General features: G+C 58.1%; 16 protein-coding genes and 2 pseudogenes. 11 read left to right on the top strand and 7 right to left on the bottom strand.

What is annotated here, in order from left to right; genetic code table 11:
* Positions 1–36: 36 nt before the first annotated feature.
* Positions 37–771: a helix-turn-helix transcriptional regulator gene (locus tag ACIQU2_RS00490; protein WP_347805260.1), complete on the bottom strand. Its 735-nt coding sequence runs from the start codon at positions 769–771 to the stop codon at positions 37–39.
* Positions 772–886: 115 nt separating this feature from the next.
* On the opposite strand from ACIQU2_RS00490, the gene ACIQU2_RS00485 reads away from it, so the two are divergent.
* The 4 genes from ACIQU2_RS00485 to ACIQU2_RS00470 all read left to right on the top strand — a co-directional run bounded on the left by ACIQU2_RS00485 (position 887) and on the right by ACIQU2_RS00470 (position 5,595).
* Positions 887–1,555 (top strand): YebB family permuted papain-like enzyme, encoded by a 669-nt coding sequence (locus ACIQU2_RS00485; protein ID WP_347805259.1) that lies wholly within the window; start codon positions 887–889, stop codon positions 1,553–1,555.
* Positions 1,552–3,018 carry an FAD-binding oxidoreductase gene (locus tag ACIQU2_RS00480; RefSeq protein WP_403137641.1) on the top strand — a complete coding sequence of 489 codons (1,467 nt, stop codon included), beginning with the start codon at positions 1,552–1,554 and terminating at the stop codon, positions 3,016–3,018. The genes ACIQU2_RS00485 and ACIQU2_RS00480 overlap by 4 nt, the downstream gene beginning before the upstream one ends.
* Positions 3,019–3,350: 332 nt before the next feature.
* Complete coding sequence (locus ACIQU2_RS00475) at positions 3,351–4,520, top strand: aminotransferase class V-fold PLP-dependent enzyme (RefSeq protein WP_403137639.1); 1,170 nt, start codon at positions 3,351–3,353, stop codon at positions 4,518–4,520.
* Positions 4,521–5,244: 724 nt separating this feature from the next.
* Entirely contained in the window at positions 5,245–5,595 is a 351-nt protein-coding gene (locus tag ACIQU2_RS00470) for a DUF6966 domain-containing protein (RefSeq protein ID WP_403137636.1), read from the top strand.
* A 90-nt stretch (positions 5,596–5,685) separates the two neighbouring features.
* Here the strand turns inward: ACIQU2_RS00470 and ACIQU2_RS00465 are convergent.
* Together ACIQU2_RS00465 and ACIQU2_RS00460 are read right to left on the bottom strand one after the other, a co-directional pair.
* Positions 5,686–5,951: pseudogene (locus tag ACIQU2_RS00465) on the bottom strand (cupin domain-containing protein); the annotation flags it as partial.
* Between the two features lie 25 nt (positions 5,952–5,976).
* Positions 5,977–7,650, bottom strand: a complete 1,674-nt coding sequence (locus ACIQU2_RS00460; protein WP_403137634.1) for a tetratricopeptide repeat protein — start codon at positions 7,648–7,650, stop codon at positions 5,977–5,979.
* A 237-nt stretch (positions 7,651–7,887) separates the two neighbouring features.
* On the opposite strand from ACIQU2_RS00460, the gene ACIQU2_RS00455 reads away from it, so the two are divergent.
* The 4 genes from ACIQU2_RS00455 (at position 7,888) to ACIQU2_RS00440 (ending at position 11,486) form a co-directional block, all read left to right on the top strand.
* A complete protein-coding gene (locus tag ACIQU2_RS00455) occupies positions 7,888–8,289 on the top strand; it encodes a hypothetical protein (protein ID WP_403137632.1) in 402 nt (133 codons plus the stop codon).
* A gap of 153 nt (positions 8,290–8,442) precedes the next feature.
* Complete coding sequence (locus ACIQU2_RS00450; protein ID WP_403137630.1) at positions 8,443–9,015, top strand: chorismate mutase; 573 nt, start codon at positions 8,443–8,445, stop codon at positions 9,013–9,015.
* Between the two features lie 145 nt (positions 9,016–9,160).
* A complete protein-coding gene (locus ACIQU2_RS00445; protein WP_403137627.1) occupies positions 9,161–9,589 on the top strand; it encodes a nuclear transport factor 2 family protein in 429 nt (142 codons plus the stop codon).
* Positions 9,590–9,770: 181 nt separating this feature from the next.
* A complete protein-coding gene (locus ACIQU2_RS00440; protein ID WP_403137625.1) occupies positions 9,771–11,486 on the top strand; it encodes an amidase in 1,716 nt (571 codons plus the stop codon).
* 64 nt (positions 11,487–11,550) lie between these two features.
* On the opposite strand, the gene ACIQU2_RS00435 is transcribed toward ACIQU2_RS00440, so the two are convergent.
* Together ACIQU2_RS00435 and ACIQU2_RS00430 are read right to left on the bottom strand one after the other, a co-directional pair.
* Positions 11,551–12,612, bottom strand: coding sequence for a sterol desaturase family protein (locus ACIQU2_RS00435; protein WP_347806116.1), 1,062 nt, complete (start codon positions 12,610–12,612; stop codon positions 11,551–11,553).
* 96 nt (positions 12,613–12,708) lie between these two features.
* A complete protein-coding gene (locus ACIQU2_RS00430) occupies positions 12,709–13,098 on the bottom strand; it encodes a c-type cytochrome (RefSeq protein ID WP_403137622.1) in 390 nt (129 codons plus the stop codon).
* A 113-nt stretch (positions 13,099–13,211) separates the two neighbouring features.
* Between ACIQU2_RS00430 and ACIQU2_RS00425 the strand changes: the two genes are divergently transcribed.
* On the top strand, positions 13,212–13,514 hold the full coding sequence (locus ACIQU2_RS00425) for a hypothetical protein (protein ID WP_347806118.1): 303 nt from the start codon (positions 13,212–13,214) through the stop codon (positions 13,512–13,514).
* Here ACIQU2_RS00425 and solA read toward each other — a convergent pair.
* Positions 13,504–14,682: an N-methyl-L-tryptophan oxidase gene (solA, locus tag ACIQU2_RS00420; RefSeq protein WP_403137619.1), complete on the bottom strand. Its 1,179-nt coding sequence runs from the start codon at positions 14,680–14,682 to the stop codon at positions 13,504–13,506. The genes ACIQU2_RS00425 and solA overlap by 11 nt on opposite strands.
* An 88-nt stretch (positions 14,683–14,770) precedes the next feature.
* Here solA and ACIQU2_RS00415 point away from each other — a divergent pair.
* Positions 14,771–14,932 (top strand): annotated as a pseudogene (locus tag ACIQU2_RS00415) (alanine--glyoxylate aminotransferase family protein); the annotation flags it as partial.
* 340 nt (positions 14,933–15,272) lie between these two features.
* Here ACIQU2_RS00415 and ACIQU2_RS00410 read toward each other — a convergent pair.
* On the bottom strand, positions 15,273–15,842 hold the full coding sequence (locus ACIQU2_RS00410; RefSeq protein WP_403137616.1) for a DJ-1/PfpI family protein: 570 nt from the start codon (positions 15,840–15,842) through the stop codon (positions 15,273–15,275).
* Between the two features lie 325 nt (positions 15,843–16,167).
* On the opposite strand from ACIQU2_RS00410, the gene ACIQU2_RS00405 reads away from it, so the two are divergent.
* Complete coding sequence (locus tag ACIQU2_RS00405; protein WP_403137614.1) at positions 16,168–16,728, top strand: YSC84-related protein; 561 nt, start codon at positions 16,168–16,170, stop codon at positions 16,726–16,728.
* Positions 16,729–16,797: the final 69 nt, after the last annotated feature.

The following is a 16,797-nucleotide window of genomic DNA, read 5'->3' as shown; positions in this document are numbered from 1 at the left end:
GCGCGAAGATCTCCCTGCGTTATCCCTGCTGGTCGGCTATATCCGCTTAAGCTTTCTGAACGCCTGTGGTTCCCATACACGCATTGCCAGTAGGAGCGCAGTTCCGCGTTTCTCGGACAAAGGGGCGGTCAACGATTCGTTGTGAAGCGCTGCCAGTTTGCTACGCAACCTGTGCATTTCGACCTGCAACTGGGCGTACGCAGACTTCGTCAACATGCCATGAGCAAAGTCCATGGTCTCGTCAGGAACGTCGAACCGGCTTCCCAAAAAATCGGGTAATCCCTGCTGCAGAAAGAATTTCCGGATAGGGCCATCCGACAGCCAATCAAAGTCTCGCGCTACGAGCAGCCTGATGCGGTTTCCCGGTTTCAGGTTTGCCAGGCCCATCCGCTCCAACACCAGCAGGTTCTTGATGCACTCGGCTTTCGACAGGCGGTAGGCAGACACTATTTCTTCCAGCGACCAATGATTCAGCGCACATACGGCCACCAGCAACAACTTCTCGTTTGATACAAGTTGCGCTTCCTGTTCACGCTTTAGCATTTGCAGGCGCGGTGCCGACAACTCCGCCTCCTGAAGCAATTCCGCCATCGTCAGACCCAGCAGATCACAGAGCTGGGCGAGGCGCTCAACCGTCAGACGCCCGCTAGCCAGCAGGCGCTTCACGCTGGGCTCCGATAGGTCGAGCGCTTGTGCAACGTCGCGATAGGTCATACCTGCTGCCTTGAGACGCTGCTTTATGGTCAAAATGAGCCGGGTAATCTGCGTCATTAACGTATTGATATTCGATACCAAAGGTATCAGTTTAACGAAATATAAACGAACAAGTTGCGAATTATGCGACCACCCTCTCATGCTGAACTCTCAGAAGAGCTAGGAGGCGAGCATGTCCATCAGGAACGGGATGATCAGAATAATTCGTTCGGTGCGCGTGGGTGTGGGGTCGCACGTCACGGTACTCAATGCCACAGCGCCGGGTAGGCCGCCGGTGGGCGATTTGCATATCGGAGACCTGGTGTTCATCCGTGTCACCGCGCGCCCCTTCATGGAGGTCGCCAGCGCGACGAACTCATGGACGAACCATGTGGGAGTGGTCGTCGACAACTGCGGCGATGATCCATTGATTGCGGAAAGCACGTTTCCGTTTGCGCGAACAACATTGCTGACGCACTTCCTGGAGCGCTCCGACCACGGACGCTGTGTAGTCGCGAGGCTAATCGCGCCGCTCAACGACACGCATCGCAGGGTGCTAAAGACAGCCGTTGTTCGTCGGCTAGGCACTTTCTATGACACCGGGTTCAACATACGCTCGCGGCGCCAGTTCTGTTCTCGCTTCGTCCGTGAAGTCATCGATGAAGCGACGAACATTCAGCTCGGTGAGGTGGAGACGTTCGCAACGTTGCTGCGACATAACGCCGAGACGAATCTATCCTTTTGGCGGTTGTGGTATTTCGGCCGAATTCCGTGGCAACGGTGTACCGTCACTCCAGCGAGCCTGCTTCGAAGTCCGAATGTGCGCGTCATTTTCGATTCACAGGGGGGTAGCGCAATATGATCGACAACACGCGACCGTACTCCCCTTCAGAGCCGTCGCATAATCTCACCCGGCGCAATCTACTCCAGGCTGGCATGGCCGGGATTGCAGTCAGTGTGCTGTCACCCTGGTCGGTATGGGCGGCACCTTCGGGCGTCTTGGTTAACGATGTGACGCTGCTCAACCCGATTTGGGTTAATCGCCTGTTCGCCCCGCGTACCACCGACGAAATTCGACAGGCGCTCGCTATGTGGTCAGGCCCGGTCAGTATCGGTGGTGGCCGCTATAGCATGGGAGGACAGATTGCCACAGAAGACAGCCTGCACCTCGATATGCGTCAGTTCAATCGGGTAATCCGTTACTCGCCTGAGAACAGGGTCATACGCGTGCAAGCAGGGATGCGGTGGCGCGACCTGCAGTCGGTCATCGACCCACACGACCTCTCGGTAAAAATCATGCAGAGCTATGCCAACTTCACCGTCGGCGGGGCGCTGTCGGTCAATGCTCATGGACGTTATGTCGGCGCCGGTCCGGTGATCAACTCGGTGCGTTCCCTGCAGCTGGTGCTCGCCGACGGTTCGGTAATAGAAGCGTCTCGCACCGAAAATGCCGACTTGTTCCACGCTGCCATCGGTGGCTATGGCGCGCTGGGGGTCATCACCGAGGTCGAATTGGACCTTGCGTCCAACGTCACGATGGAACGTCAGGTGCACCACATGTCAGTTGCCGATTACCCGAAATTTTTCAATAACCAGGTCCGCGGGAACGAACAGGCTATCCTGCACAACGCCGATCTGGCACCACCCTACTTTGACCAGGCCACTTCCGTCACCTGGCGCACCACGGACAAAGAGCTGACAGTCGCAGACAGGCTGGTCGCGCCGGGGCAATCGTACAAATTCGACCAGACCGTAATGTGGAGTGTGGCCAAACTCCCCGGCGGCCCGTTGATTCGCAAGGAAGTGGTCGATCCGCTGCGATACCTGAGCCACTCGGTTGTACGGCGCAATTACGAGGCCAGTGCGGACGTAGCCTCGCTCGGGCCTATCGCGACCCGGAACAGCACCTACGTGCTGCAGGAGTATTTTGTGCCGGTAGCCCAGCTCAACGCGTTCGTACAGCAAATGGCCGCCATCCTGCAGGCGCACCGCGTTGACGCCGTCAACATCTCCATCCGGCACGCGCCGGGCGACCCCGACTCGTGTCTGTCTTGGGCACGCGAAGAAGTGTTTTCGCTCGTACTCTATTACTGGCAACACGTTTCCGTGGTTGACCGCGAGGAAGTCGGCACGTGGACGCGCGAACTTATCGACGCCGCGCTGTCGCTTGGGGGTACCTATTATCTGCCCTATCAGCTGCATGCGACGCGGGAGCAGTTCTCACGTGCCTACCCCAACGCGCCACGCCTGTTCGCACTCAAGGCGCAATTCGATCCGGACAAGCGATTCCGGAACAAGCTCTGGGACAAGTACTACACGGGGTAGCGCAAGGCCCATGGCAATGGAAACCTGAACCCGATGTGTGTGATGCCCTTGTCCATTGAGCGTCCGTTATTTGGCAAGCTGTGAGGCAGCTTTGGGTCGGCTGCTGCCCTTCGTAACTGGTCGTTATCGACCGAACGTAAGGAGGTAGGAACCTTTAAGGCCCACCCTCCCACAACTCAGCAGCCACCTGCGAGCATTGCTACGTCCAGTAATCGACCTGATGATGCCAGCCGCTCGACAGAAGTCGCAATTCAATCCCGAGCAATCTTGTCATTTGCCAAGGCTTAGGGCAGGGTCGATACCACTGAGATCTCTGCCAAAGGAGTCACCCCATGTCAAAGCTATATCCCAGTATCGATCCCGAGGGGCTGGTCGAGTACTCAGTGGTCTACACCGACCGCTCGCTCAACCACATGTCGCAGTCATTTCAAGGCGTGATGAAGAACATTTCCAGGACCCTGAAACAGGTCTACAACGCCCAGGCTGTTGCGGTGGTCCCGGGCAGCGGCACATTCGGCATGGAAGCGGTGGCGCGACAGTTTGCCACCGACCAGCAATGCCTGGTGATACGCAACGGCTGGTTCAGTTATCGCTGGAGCCAGATCCTTGAGATGGGCAACATCCCGGCGGCCACCACGGTGCTGAAAGCCCGACCGGTCGACACTGGTCGCCAGGCTGCCTACGCCCCACCCCCTCTGGACGAAGTGCTGGCAGCCATTCAGGCGCAGAAGCCGCAGATTGTCTTCGCCCCCCACGTTGAAACCTCATCAGGGATTATCCTGCCCGACGAGTACCTGCGGGCCGTCGGCGACGCCGTGCATGCGGTGGGTGGCCTGTTCGTGCTGGACTGCATCGCCTCAGGCACGCTTTGGATTGATATGCAGAAATGCGCAGTCGACCTGCTGATCAGCGCACCGCAGAAAGGCTGGAGCGCCTCCCCTTGCTGCGCCCTGGTGATGCTCAGTTCTTTGGCCCTCGAGCGCATCGAACAGACGCATAGCAGCAGCTTCGCCTGCGACCTGAAAAAGTGGCTTCAGATCATGCAGGCCTACGAACAGGGCGGACATGCCTACCATGCGACCATGCCCAGCGATTCCCTCGCGCGATTTAACGAAGTGATGAAAGAGACGCAAGCCTACGGTTTCGACAAGGTCCGCGGCGAACAACAGGCTCTGGGCGATCGGGTGCGCGCAATGTTGACCGGCAAAGGCATCAAAAGCGTGGCCGCAGCCGGCTTTCAGGCCCCTGGCGTAGTGGTGAGCTACACCGATGATGCCGACATCAAGAGCGGTAAGAAATTTGCCAACCACGGCCTACAGATCGCCGCCGGAGTGCCGTTGCAATGCGACGAGCCGGCCGACTTCCAGACCTTCCGCATCGGTCTGTTCGGACTCGAAAAGCTGCACAATATCGAGCGCACGGTCAGCACCCTCGAGCAGGCACTGGACGAGGTGATGGTTAACCAGCCCTCATCGTGCCCGCAGCAGATACCGAACTTGTGAATTCTAGGAAGGCATCCTGCCCAGGGCACTGCCGGCCCATGGCGCTGATCTTCAACGAATATGACGCTGGTCGCCCGGACGTCATGTTAGAACCATAAGGGAAAGCCCGTGCACGCGTCTTACTGACACGTGCGCCCTTCAGCGCTATCAGAAAAGGTTTCCAACGAAGCCTTTCACGGGGCGGAGGATTGGCGGCTGAATGACTTGGATCGAGCCAAAGCTGACGATGGCGACCGGTTGAATCCACAACCCACCGCAGACGGTCACAACCGACCGCTCATGGCCGAGGCTGTGTAAAAACGTTTTTGAGTAGGTTTCTCAGTCTGAACCGGAACGAAAACCGCGCTCCTACTCAAATTTCAGGTTAGCTGACTAACCAAATGCGGGCAGATTTTACGTAGCAACGCACACTTCAAAACGGTGTTTGCGTTTTTACACAGCCTCGACCGATAGCAGTCGCCCGCGGAAGGGGCGTAACGGTCCTAGGAGCATCATAAAAATTCCTACACAAACCTCGGAATCCCTCACCTTTCCCGCCGTTCTGATGAGGCCTATAGTCCATCTCGTCGCCCAAAATGGCGATTTCGGGTTTGGCGACCCGGGATATGAGTGCGAGGGCCGTCTGCTCATTTGCAGGCGTCGTCGCACTTGCCAGCTCCGAGCGAAATCAAGGATTGTGTGCGCAAATGACTGAAGCGGAGGTTATCGTACGGTCAACTGCTCAATGGCCGAAAATCCATCGTTCCACAGTTTGGATGAACTCAAAATGGGTCAAATGACTGACGTTCTGGATCAGCTCGCCATCGTACTTGAAAGCGATGGAGCCACTGACTGGAGCCAGTGGATGCGCAAAGCCAAGGCACACTTGATGAACTCTGATTACTACGGGGTTGAATACTTGCTGTCAGCCTTTGGCGGAATGGGCTCGCTCAATGACCTGATCCTTGGGCAACACCACGTCGATGGTGTTTGGGCCTGGAAGCCCGGGTATATCGAGTTGAACACAAGATTTGATGCGTTACGCAGCGAAGCCGCAGCGCTCGCAAGTGCCATAAAACGTACGCAGCAAAATTGATCTGTCCCCATTTAATTCCTGCAATCTGATATGGAGAGCCTGTCGCTTTGCCCGAAACCGAGCATGGGAGCGTTGAACACATCCATGGTTCATCGACGCACACAAGAGTTGAGCCCCCTCGGGCTCACCGGCGAACAGTTGATGCCGGCTTGGGCGTGGCAGAAAAATCAGACTGGGTTGGGTGAGCAGCAAGTCCTTGCGATCCGTCCCTTGCAAAGTGACGCTACCTGCCTGCAGCAGGTGAATATGCCCGCGCTGGTCAGCGTCATCGTATGACGCCAGGCCGCACAGCTTGCCGTTGTAAAACAGGCTGCGCGCACACCGAACTGCGACAACAACGTAGACAAACGATCCATAGGCAATCTCCGGCGCTTTCGGGCATCACTGACAACACCCCGCCCCAACACGGCAAAAACACGAAGCCCTAATCTCCACATCCGCCCGGGCCATGGCCAGATCAAGGCGCGTCTGCGCAGCAGCAGCCTCGGCATCCAGACCCAGCCGTTTCAGACATTCCACATAGCCGTGCAGGCTCCACACATTGTCCAGATGCCAGGACGCACGGCTGAGTGTGTTGTCCAATCCCAGATCAGCACGATAAGCCTGCAACGCTTCTTCTACCCTGCCTTGCTCCAAAAGCAACGCGCCCAACGCATGCCTGACCGGTTGCATCCAGCCCCATGGCTCGTCGTAAGGCAGGTTGTCGTCCAGAGAGAGTGCCTGGCGCAAGTGGGCGAAGGCGTCGTCGTAATTGCCTTTACGGTACTCGATTTCCCCGCGCAGCATGCCTGCGGCAACCGCCAGAATGTCGGTGCATTTATTGTTGAAGAGGTAGCGTGTGTCCGGCACTCGGGTCCAGGCTTCGAGGAATAGACGCTGTTCGGCTTCTGCGGCGGCGATATACCCGGTGGCCGCATGCGCCACACCTCTGGCGTAATGCAGCATCGCCGTGGTCACGCAGTACAGCGCCTGGTCGTTCGGCAGCGGCGTGGCGAGGATGTCCTGCCATTTGCCGAAGCGAATCTGCACGTGGACCTTCATCGATACGAAGCCTTCCAGCCAGTCTGCCATGGGCGGTTGCTCCACGCGCAGCAGTTCTTCCCTGATGGTCGACATCAGTTGATCGGCGGCTTCCAGGGCCGGTTGGTATTGCCCGAGGAACATCGCCGAATAGAGTTTGAAGTGATAGTTGTGGCATCGATACAAGGTGTAGAAGTTGAGTGGTCCTTCCTGTTCCAGGTATTTACTGTCGGCCGGAATCGCCCGGCTATTGGTGACCATGGCCCCACGGTAATCACCACAGAGCACGTCGATGTGCGACGGCATATGGCGCAAATGTCCCGCATCCGGCACCAGGTCACGCAGGACATCGCCGGCGCGCAATGCCCGTTCCGGGTAGGGCGACATTTCCAGGGTGTGGACGTACATGTGCAGCACGCCGGGGTGCGGCGCATCGCCGTGCTGTTCCATCCGCCGTAGCGCCCGTTCCAGCACGGCCACCGTTTCAAGCGTGTCAGCGCCCGGCGCCGGTTTACCCGTTTTCAGGTCCCACAATTGCCAGGGTGTGCGGTCGATCAACGCTTCGGCAAATAGCGCAACGACATCGGGATCTTCGGGAAAGGCTTTGTAGACATCGCGCATGGACGCCGCATAGGCATCGTTCCAGGTGAAGAGTTGGTCGAGGCTGGTGGCCTGATCGGCCTGGTAGCGTTGTTCCAGCGTGCGGATCAGCGCCTGTTCCACCGGTGTTGCGCTGTCGATATGCGCCAGCGCGGTTTGCGTCGCGAGCCGGGCCTGGGCCACGGCCTCTTTCAACTCCTGTTCGATGAAGGCATCCCAACGCTTGTTGTAGTTGGGACCTGAAGCGTAAGCGATGCCCCAGTAGGCCATCGCGCAATCACGGTCGTGTTCGATCGCCTTGTGGAAACAGCGTATGGATTCGTCGTGGTTGTAGCCGTAGCACCATACCAAGCCACGATCGAACCAGCGCTGGGTCTGGGACGAGTGGGTCGTCACCGGGCGGCTGTAGGTGCCCAAATCGTAATAGTCGTGCATCGATTTAACCTCTCGACCAGAGCAGGGAACCTCGCAGGAAATCCTTGCGGACCTGGAGAGCCTCGACAGTTCAAGAGGTCCAGCATACCCCCGCGGTTCTGGCTGAGCGGTACAGCCGACGACAGGAGGATCATTGCCGGCGTCGATAGTCACCATCAACTTAATGAAGTTCTCTTAAAAAATCCGCGGCGTAACATCAGCGCCATACCCAACAACTACACCCCGGAGCACACCATCATGAAACGCCAAATCCTCCTCAGCATCGCTTTCTCGGTTTTTGCAGTTAACGCTTTCGCCGCTACCTCTGCTCACCCGGTTGTCGCTGAAGGCGGCTCGGATCGTCTGATTGAAAGTCGTGTGGCTGAGGGTGGTTCGGATCGTTTGATCGAAAATCGTGTGGCTGAAGGTGGTTCCGACCGTCTGATTGAAAATCGCGTCGCTGAAGGTGGTTCGGATCGTCTGATCGAAAACCGCGTCGCCGAAGGTGGCTCCGATCGTCTGATTGAAAACCGCGTCGCTGAAGGTGGCTCCGATCGTCTGATCGAAAACCGCGTCGCTGAAGGTGGCTCCGACCGTCTGATCGAAAACCGCGTCGCTGAGGGTGGTTCCGACCGTCTGATCGAAAACCGCGCTGCATAAATGAATAGCTTTACCGCAGTACTCAACGAAAAGCCCGGCCTGACAAGCCGGGCTTTTTCGTGCACAAAATAAATCGATCCCTGCTTAATGCCTCCTCCGTACCTGTGATACATAACACCTGATTGTGAGTCCCGTACCCAATGAGGTTTGCCGATGCCCCGTTCCCCACATTTACCGCAACTGCTGATCTGCGCCGTCCTCGGTTTACTCGCCAGCAGCGCACAGGCCAGAGCGCCCTCCCCGGCGCCCGATAGCTTGCAACCGCTGCTGGTAACGTTGAACGAACGTCTGAGCATTGCTGATCTTGTGGCGCTGACCAAGTGGGACAGTGGCAAACCGATCCAGGACAGTGCCCGGGAAGCACAAGTCATCGCCAACGCCAGGAAGCTGGCCGTTGAGCGCAAACTGGACCCCGACGAGTTCGCCGAATTGATCGCCGCACAGATTGAAGCCAACAAGCTGGTGCAGTACGGGCTGGTGGCCCAATGGCGAGCGGCTGGCAAAGCGCCTGACACGCCGCGGCCAGACCTCGCCAATCAAATCCGGCCACAGCTCGACGAGCTGCAAAACCGCCTGTTGCAGCAATACGCCGACTTCGCGCCCTACCGCAAAGACCCGCAATGCGCGGACTGGCTAGCCAAAGAACGATCCAGCCTGATCAAGGACGGTCTGCATGGTCAGGCACTGATCCGCGCCACCGGGGAATTGTGCGTCGCTGATCGATGACAGGGTAAATCACGTTCTAGCATCCCTGCTTGCGTCAATGGTCACCATTAACGCACTGAAGTTCTCTTTAGAAATCCGCAGCCGTGAACCATTGCATGAGCAACACCGAAGCGTTTGCCAAACAATAAAAATACAGGAGTTGAAAATGTCTGAACTGAAACTGCATCCCAAAGCCGCAGAATCTCTGAGCCAGTGGCACGATATGATCAGCAAGGGCGACTTGAGCGCCTTGCCCGGTTTGCTGGACCCACAGGCGATCTTCCGCTCCCCGATGGCTCACACGCCTTACCCGGGTGCAGCCGTGGTATCGATGATTCTCAACACGGTCATCGAGGTATTTGAGGATTTTGTCTACCACCGGGAACTGTCGACCGCAGACGGCCTGAGCGTCGTCCTGGAGTTCAGCGCCAACGTCGGCGGGAAAGCGTTAAAGGGCATCGATATGATCCGGTTCAACGAACAAGGAAAAATCGTTGAGTTTGAAGTGATGGTCCGTCCCTTGAGTGGCCTGCAAGCCTTGGGCGAGCAAATGGGACAACGCCTTGGCGCTTACCTGGCGGCCAGCAAAGCCTGAAGACGTTGCATCGCCTTGGGCGATGCCTCTGCTCCCGGCTTGGTGTTAAATAGAGCGCGAAAAGCAGCGCAACGAGAACACCGATGAATACCTTTTTTGAGATTAATGATGTCCCTGAGCCCAACATTCAGCGCGATGGAAACATTCATCGCGTCGCCCATCAGCAGACGGTGGTAGCAGCATGATCGAGGTCACCGAAGTTTCCATTGCCGAATTGCGTGCTGCGCTCGAATCGGGTCGAACCACTGCGGTTGATCTGGTCCAGGCCTATCTCGCCAGGATCGATGCCTACGACGCTCCCGACACGCCCACCGCCCTCAACGCGGTGGTGGTTCGAAACCCCGAGGCGCTGAACGAGGCGCAGGCGTCCGATGCTCGTCGGGCCAAGGGCGAGACGCTGGGTCCGCTCGATGGCATTCCCTATACGGCCAAGGACAGTTACCTGGTGAAAGGGCTCACCGCTGCCTCTGGAAGTCCGGCCTTCGCGAACCTGATTGCTTATCGCGATGCGTTCACGATCGAACGGCTTCGCGCCGCTGGCGCGATCTGCCTGGGCAAAACCAATATGCCGCCGATGGCAAACGGCGGCATGCAGCGCGGGGTGTATGGCCGCGCGGAAAGCCCGTACAACGCTGACTATCTCACCGCTCCCTTCGCCTCGGGTTCATCGAACGGCGCCGGTACCGCAACCGCCGCCAGTTTCGCGGCATTCGGCCTCGCGGAAGAAACCTGGTCGAGCGGACGCGGTCCTGCATCAAACAATGGTTTGTGTGCCTACACGCCTTCGCGCGGGGTGATCTCGGTGCGCGGCAACTGGCCGTTGACGCCGACGATGGACGTTGTCGTGCCGTTTGCCAGAACGATGGCCGACCTGCTCGAAGTGCTCGACGTGGTGGTGGCGGATGATCCCGACACACGGGGCGATCTGTGGCGGATGCAACCGTGGGTGCCGATTCCGAGTGTCGCTTCGGTGCGCCCCGGTTCCTATGCCGAATTGGCGGTGAAGTCCGATGCACTGGCAGGAAAGCGCTTTGGTGTTCCGCGCATGTACATCAACGCGGATCCCGAAGCGGGTACGAGCGATGCGCCTGGCATCGGTGGTCCGACGGGGCAGCGAATCATCACCCGTCCTTCCGTGATAGGGCTCTGGGAAGAGGCTCGCAAAGCACTCGAAGCTGCCGGTGCGGAAGTGGTCGAGGTCGATTTCCCGTTGGTCTCCAATTGTGAGGGTGATCGCCCGGGTGCGCCGACGGTGTTTACGCGGGGCCTGGTGTCCAAAGAGTTCCTGCATCATGAGTTGTGGGATCTGTCGGCCTGGGCGTTCGATGATTTTCTGCGGGCTAATGGCGATCCCAAGTTGAACCGCCTGGCCGATGTCGACGGACCGCTGATTTTCCCCCACGACCCGGGCACGCTCCCCAACCGGGAGGACGACCTTGCCGCAGGTATGGACGAGTACGTGAAGATGGCCGAGCGCGGCATCACACCGTGGGACCAGATCTCCACCGTTCCTGACGGACTGCGCGGACTTGAACAGACGCGTCGCATCGATCTTGAGGACTGGATGGATCGGCTGGGACTCGATGCGGTGCTATTCCCGACGGTCGCCGACGTGGGTCCGGCGAATGCCGATGTCGATCCGAAGTCTGCGGATATCGCGTGGAGTAACGGCATCTGGGTCGCCAACGGCAATCTTGCCATCCGGCACCTGGGCGTCCCCACGGTCACTGTGCCGATGGGCGTCATGCCAGACATCGGCATGCCCGTCGGGCTCACATTTGCCGGTCGTGCCTATGACGATTCGACGCTGCTGCGCCTGGCTTCGGCGTTCGAGTCGATCGGGACAAAACGATTGATCCCGCCTCGAACCCCACCCTTGCCGGTTGGCCAACAATAGAAAGGGCGGGATTGGGGCGTTACACGCTCCAATCCCATCCACTGGTTGAACGTCGCCCCGGAATTCAGCGCCAGCGTCGGCGGAAAGTGTCAAAGGGCGTTTTTCGACGAGACGCGACGGACAATTCCATGGCACGTCTGGTGGGGATCTTGCGGGCGATGTCCACAAAGGGCGTGACGATCAGGCTATAGAGCGTCAGGTAACGGTCGTGATCCTGTTTTCCGGTGCCAAACTGAATAGGCTCGGGCGTCGAGTGCGTGACGTAGAGCGTACCGAACATCCAGTCCCAGAGTGACAGGTTGGTACCGAAGTTCTTGTTGAAGTGTCGGGGCGCGTCACTGTGGTGAATCTGGTGCTGCGCCGGGCTGTTCAGTACATGCTCGACCACGGGCCCGAAAGAAAGCCAGACATGGCTGTGACGCAAATTGGCCGCCAACGCATTGAGGATCAAGACCATATACGTCACACCGAACAAGGTGTACCGGCTGATCTCCCCACCACAGGCGTACCAGAAGACACCGGCAAAAGCGCCGAGGCAGACGGTGTCAGTCAGTTTTTCGACTATTTTTTCCACAAAGTGAATCCGGCTCGCCGTCGCTGGCACCAGGACGGGCGCGGAATGATGGACTTTGTGGAACGCCCACAGATACCGGGAATGAAAGGCGCGATGGCCCCAGTAATGGATGAAGTCTTGCACCAGAAACACGCCCAGCCCGTAGAGCAAGGAGAGTGAAAGGTTCTCCCCCACCTGCGCGCGCGCGCCCCAAAGATTGTTGAAAAACGAGATGTAGTCGCCGGAACGCAGGACGTACGGGTCGACCAGGCCAACAATGGGCAACACCAGCGCGACCTTCAGGATGCCCCGCACGAAGTAGTACCGGTAATCCAGCAACGCCGAAGGATGAAAATGAACCCGGCGCCCGCCGATGAACTGCCAGAAAGAACGTGCGTCGGTCAGCCCGCGATATTTTCTGAAACGGTACAGGCTGTAGGCGATGCTGTAGGACAAGCAAAGAAACACGACGCTGAAGCGGCCGTTCAGATCGAAAATGCCAAGAAACTGATCCGTGACAGGCTCGATCACCCACTTGATCAGGTTGTCATACAGAAACGCGAGTACATCCATGAACGGCTGCCCCTCCGCCAAAAGGGGGAATTGTAAATCAGATCAGAACCACCGGGTGCTCCGCGCCTGGCGAATGCCCTCGAAAGTCGCAAAGTCCTACTGCGGCTGAAACGTCTGAAGGTACGCCAACAGGTTGTCGATTTTTTCCGGGTCACTGAGCCCCCAGAAAATCATGCGGGTGCCGGGTACCACTTCTTTTGGAGCTTCGAGGTACGCGGTCAGTGTTTCGCGGGTCCAGACGATACCGGCTGATTTCATCGCATCGGAATATTGGTAATCCGTGGTGCTGCCCGAAGGGCGTCCAAAAATGCCATTGAGCTGCGGCCCGAATGAACCGCGTGCCGACTCCCCGACCTGATGGCAGCCACCGCATATCCGCTTGAACAGTGTCGCACCCGCTTCAGCATCGCCGGCCGCGTGTGCTTGCGTGCTGAACACCCCTGCATTGAGCACCAGGGCGAAGGTGAGTACGGCGGCTTTCTTCACGTAGGGCTCCAGATCAGTAGGTGTTCACAGCACAAGTTCGCGGAGATTTCACCATGATCGTCTATCCTGTGCACCCCGATTCTACGCAAGCCACAAACTCACCGGAGACACCTGTGCCGCCCCTGACCGCCCGCGAGGTTTACCAGCAATTGCGCGACGCCGCGCTGGAAGTTCGGCTTCTAAAGCGCCTCGACGAACAACCCGAGCCGGGCCAGGTACAGGTCGATATCGAGGGCTGGCGTCTGACCCTCGACTTCGACGGCAATCACCTGCGCCACTGCCAACGTTGCCAAAGCCCGGACGGTCGCGAGGGCGTGTTCGACAGTTGGCAACGTTACGGCACCGACCCGATCAGCTTGCTCAGCGCCTGGGAGCTGGCGCAGATCGAGCGCCTGAGCACTGCGCTCACTCGATAACGCCTTCAAACCGCTTCAACGAAAACGCCGACAAATCCAGATCACTGCTGCCCTGCACGCACCACTGCGCCAGCGCCTCGCCCAGCGCAGCGGAATGCTTGAAGCCGTGCCCCGAACAGGCGGACACCACCAGGGTGTTTTTCAGTGTCGGGTGCTCGTCGATGATGAAATTGCCGTCCGGTGTGACGGTGTAAGCACACACCGCCGACTTGACGACCCGCGAGCTGACGCCTGCCATCTTGCCGCGCACATGGGTGTCGAACATCTCCCGCGCTTCGGCGTCGCTGACGGTTCTGTCCAGCGTGTCGGGTGAAGACTCTTCGCTGTATTGCTCGGTGCCGACCTTCAGGCTGCCCTCGCCGGGCAACGGTGGAAAACCATAGAGAGAGTCTTCATCGCCTGGCCCGTGAGAGCAAATAAAGGTCGGTGACACCGGTGCGAACCGGGCGCTCTCCTCCAGTTCGAACCAGAACTGCTTCTGACGACACACCCTCAACAACCGGTCGAAAGGCTCGCCGAGCAAGCCCTTGGTCCACATGCCAGCGCTGATCACGACCTTGTCGGCGAGGATGGTTCGCTGATCGGTAATGACGGTGACACCCTGCTCGTCCGAGGTAATTTGCGTAATGGCTTCGCCCTTCAGCAGCGTCGCACCCAGTTCCTCGGCGAGTTTGAGCTGTACCGCAATGCAACGCTCGGGCCGGACATAACCGCCGCCCGGCTCGAAGTAGCCGACAGCCGTGTCCAGCACCGGTGAAAACTGCGGGAATCGCTGACGAATCTGTTGGGCCGACAACACCTCGTGCTCGATGTCATAGGTGTTCGCGAGATGAAGGGTGCTGTGGGTGAAGTCACTTTCATCGTCAGTGTCATACGTGGGGCTGGAGGTCATGACCAGCACGCCACACTGCTCGAACAATGACTCACCGGACAGCGCTTCGAGCTCGCGCCAGATTCGGTGAGCGTTACGGACGATGGGCAGATACTCGGCGCCTTCCCCGACCGAGAGCCGGGTGATGCGCGTATCGCCATGACTTGAACCTTGATCGTGGGGAGGATGGTGGCGGTCGACACCAATCACCTTGACGCCGGATTTCGCCAGTTGATACAGGGTGGCGGCGCCCATTGCGCCCATGCCGAGAACCGCTACTTCACATCGATGATCCATCTATGCCCCCGCCGAAAACCGACTCGTTGAAAAGCCACCAGCATAGGCCAAGGATTGCTCCTTTGGGTTGCCAGGGCTTTTCAGTACCGACCACGGCCTACAGATCGCCGCCGGAGTGCCGGTGCAATTCGACGAACCGGCCGACTTCCAGACCTTCCGCATCGGTCTGTTCGGACTCGAAAAGCTGCACAATATCGAGCGCACGGTCAGCACCCTCGAGCAGGCACTGGACGAGGTGATGGTTAACTAAGCCCTCATCTTGCCCGCACCACATACCGAACTTGTGAATTCTAGGAAGGCATCCTGCCCTGGGCACTGCCGGCCCATGGCGCTGATCTTCGACGAATATGACGCTGGTCGCCCGGACGTCACGTTAGAACCATAAGGGAAAGCCCGTGCACGCGTCTTACTGACACGTGCGCCCTTCAGCGCTATCAGAAAAGGTTTCCAACGAAGCCTTTCACGGAGCGGATGATTGGCGGCTGTATGACTTGGATCGACCCAAAGCTGACGATGGCGACAAGCAGAAATCGGCCATGAGCGGCCACTCGAACACATCACCTGATCGGCTGTTTTGTAGGACGAAGCAGTCACCGATGTTCCGCTGCCAACATTGACCTGAACTGAGAAGTGATCTCTGAAGATAGCCCGGCACCTTCGAACACTGCGCAGGTGAAGCTAACGGGTGCAGGGCCTGGAGCAGTTATGATGCGGTCTGCAACCACAGCCACTGGACTGCTTCGATAAAGCGTGCGCCCCTCATAACCTACGGCATTCTGTTGTAAGAAGTCAGCGCTGTTCGAGGTATGAGGAACCGTGTCGAGAAGCCCGGCCCTCGCAAGTGCCAGCGTTCCCCCACAGATACCGGCAATTGTCGCTCCACTTGAACGACTAGCATGAAGAAATTCTCGAATATCCGGTGCTTCTGCACGTTCCCAGACCATTCCTCCAATGACGACAACAACGTCCGGTTTCCAGTCCAGACATTGTTGCAAACTGCTATCGACAGTTACAGCCAATCCACCCTGCGAGCGGAACTGCCCCGTAGCAGAAGCGAAAAACCTGACGTCGATCCCGTAAAACGGAGACGCAGTTCCAGCAATGAAAGCATATTCCCAGTCCGCAAAACCGGGTGTCAGTATCAATCCCACGCGTGCCATCAGTCAGAATCCTCCATGAATGCCAATAACATATGGCGACAACAAACATACATCAAGGGCTGCTTTGGGTCGGAAGCGGTCGGTCGCGAACATCTGCTTTCGGCCAAAAGCAGCCTCTGACGACGAACCTGGCCGTTGCACAGTGGTCCAAACATCTGATGGCATCGCGACTGATCAAAGGCCTTGGGCCTGGTTCATTCAAAAGCGAAGCTTTGCAATTCACACACATCAGGGTGCGCCGGATAACGTTCAGTAGGTTCGGATCCTGTCTGGTGCAGGCGCTGACTGCTGCTCCCATCCCCTGCTCCCTTACCGGAGTACGAAAATGACTCAGTCAATGCGCTTCTTCCTATCGATCTTCCTCGCGACAGCCTCATTGGCATCAGCGAGCCTCCTGAACAATGCAGGTGCGGCAACCGCCGAGGATCTGGATGCCGACTCCCGGCAAGCGTTGCAAACGCTTTACAAGGCCACTCCATTTGCCGAAACCATTTCGCGCAATGCCAAAGCCGTGCTTGTCTTCCCGAAAATCATCAAGGCTGGCCTTGTGTTCGGTGGCAGCTATGGCGAAGGCGTGCTGATGAAGGGCGCAAAAGTGGATAGTTATTACAACTCCGTAACCGGGTCATGGGGGCTGCAGGCAGGCGCCCAATCGTACGGTTATGCGGTGTTCCTGATGACTGACAAAGCCGTGAACTATGTACGTGAGACCAAGGGCTGGGAAGTCGGCGTGGGGCCAACCGTTGTCGTGGTTGACGAAGGGGTGGCGAAGAATCTGTCGAGCTCGACTCTCAAGGACGATGCCTACGCGTTCATATTCGACCAGCAAGGGTTAATGGCCGGGGTCAGCATCGAGGGCACGAAGATCTCCCTTATCAAGCGCTGAAACTCGTCCATCAAGGCGCCTTGCGTAGTCCGCAAGACGCCTGGACAGAGCGCTATCACCGTCTTCGCC

Origin of the sequence: Pseudomonas sp. NPDC098740 (assembly GCF_044760065.1) — a bacterium.
Classification (GTDB): domain Bacteria; phylum Pseudomonadota; class Gammaproteobacteria; order Pseudomonadales; family Pseudomonadaceae; genus Aquipseudomonas; species Aquipseudomonas rossensis.
Note: the sequence above shows the minus strand (reverse complement) of the source record. Positions and strands in the feature narration are given on the sequence as shown.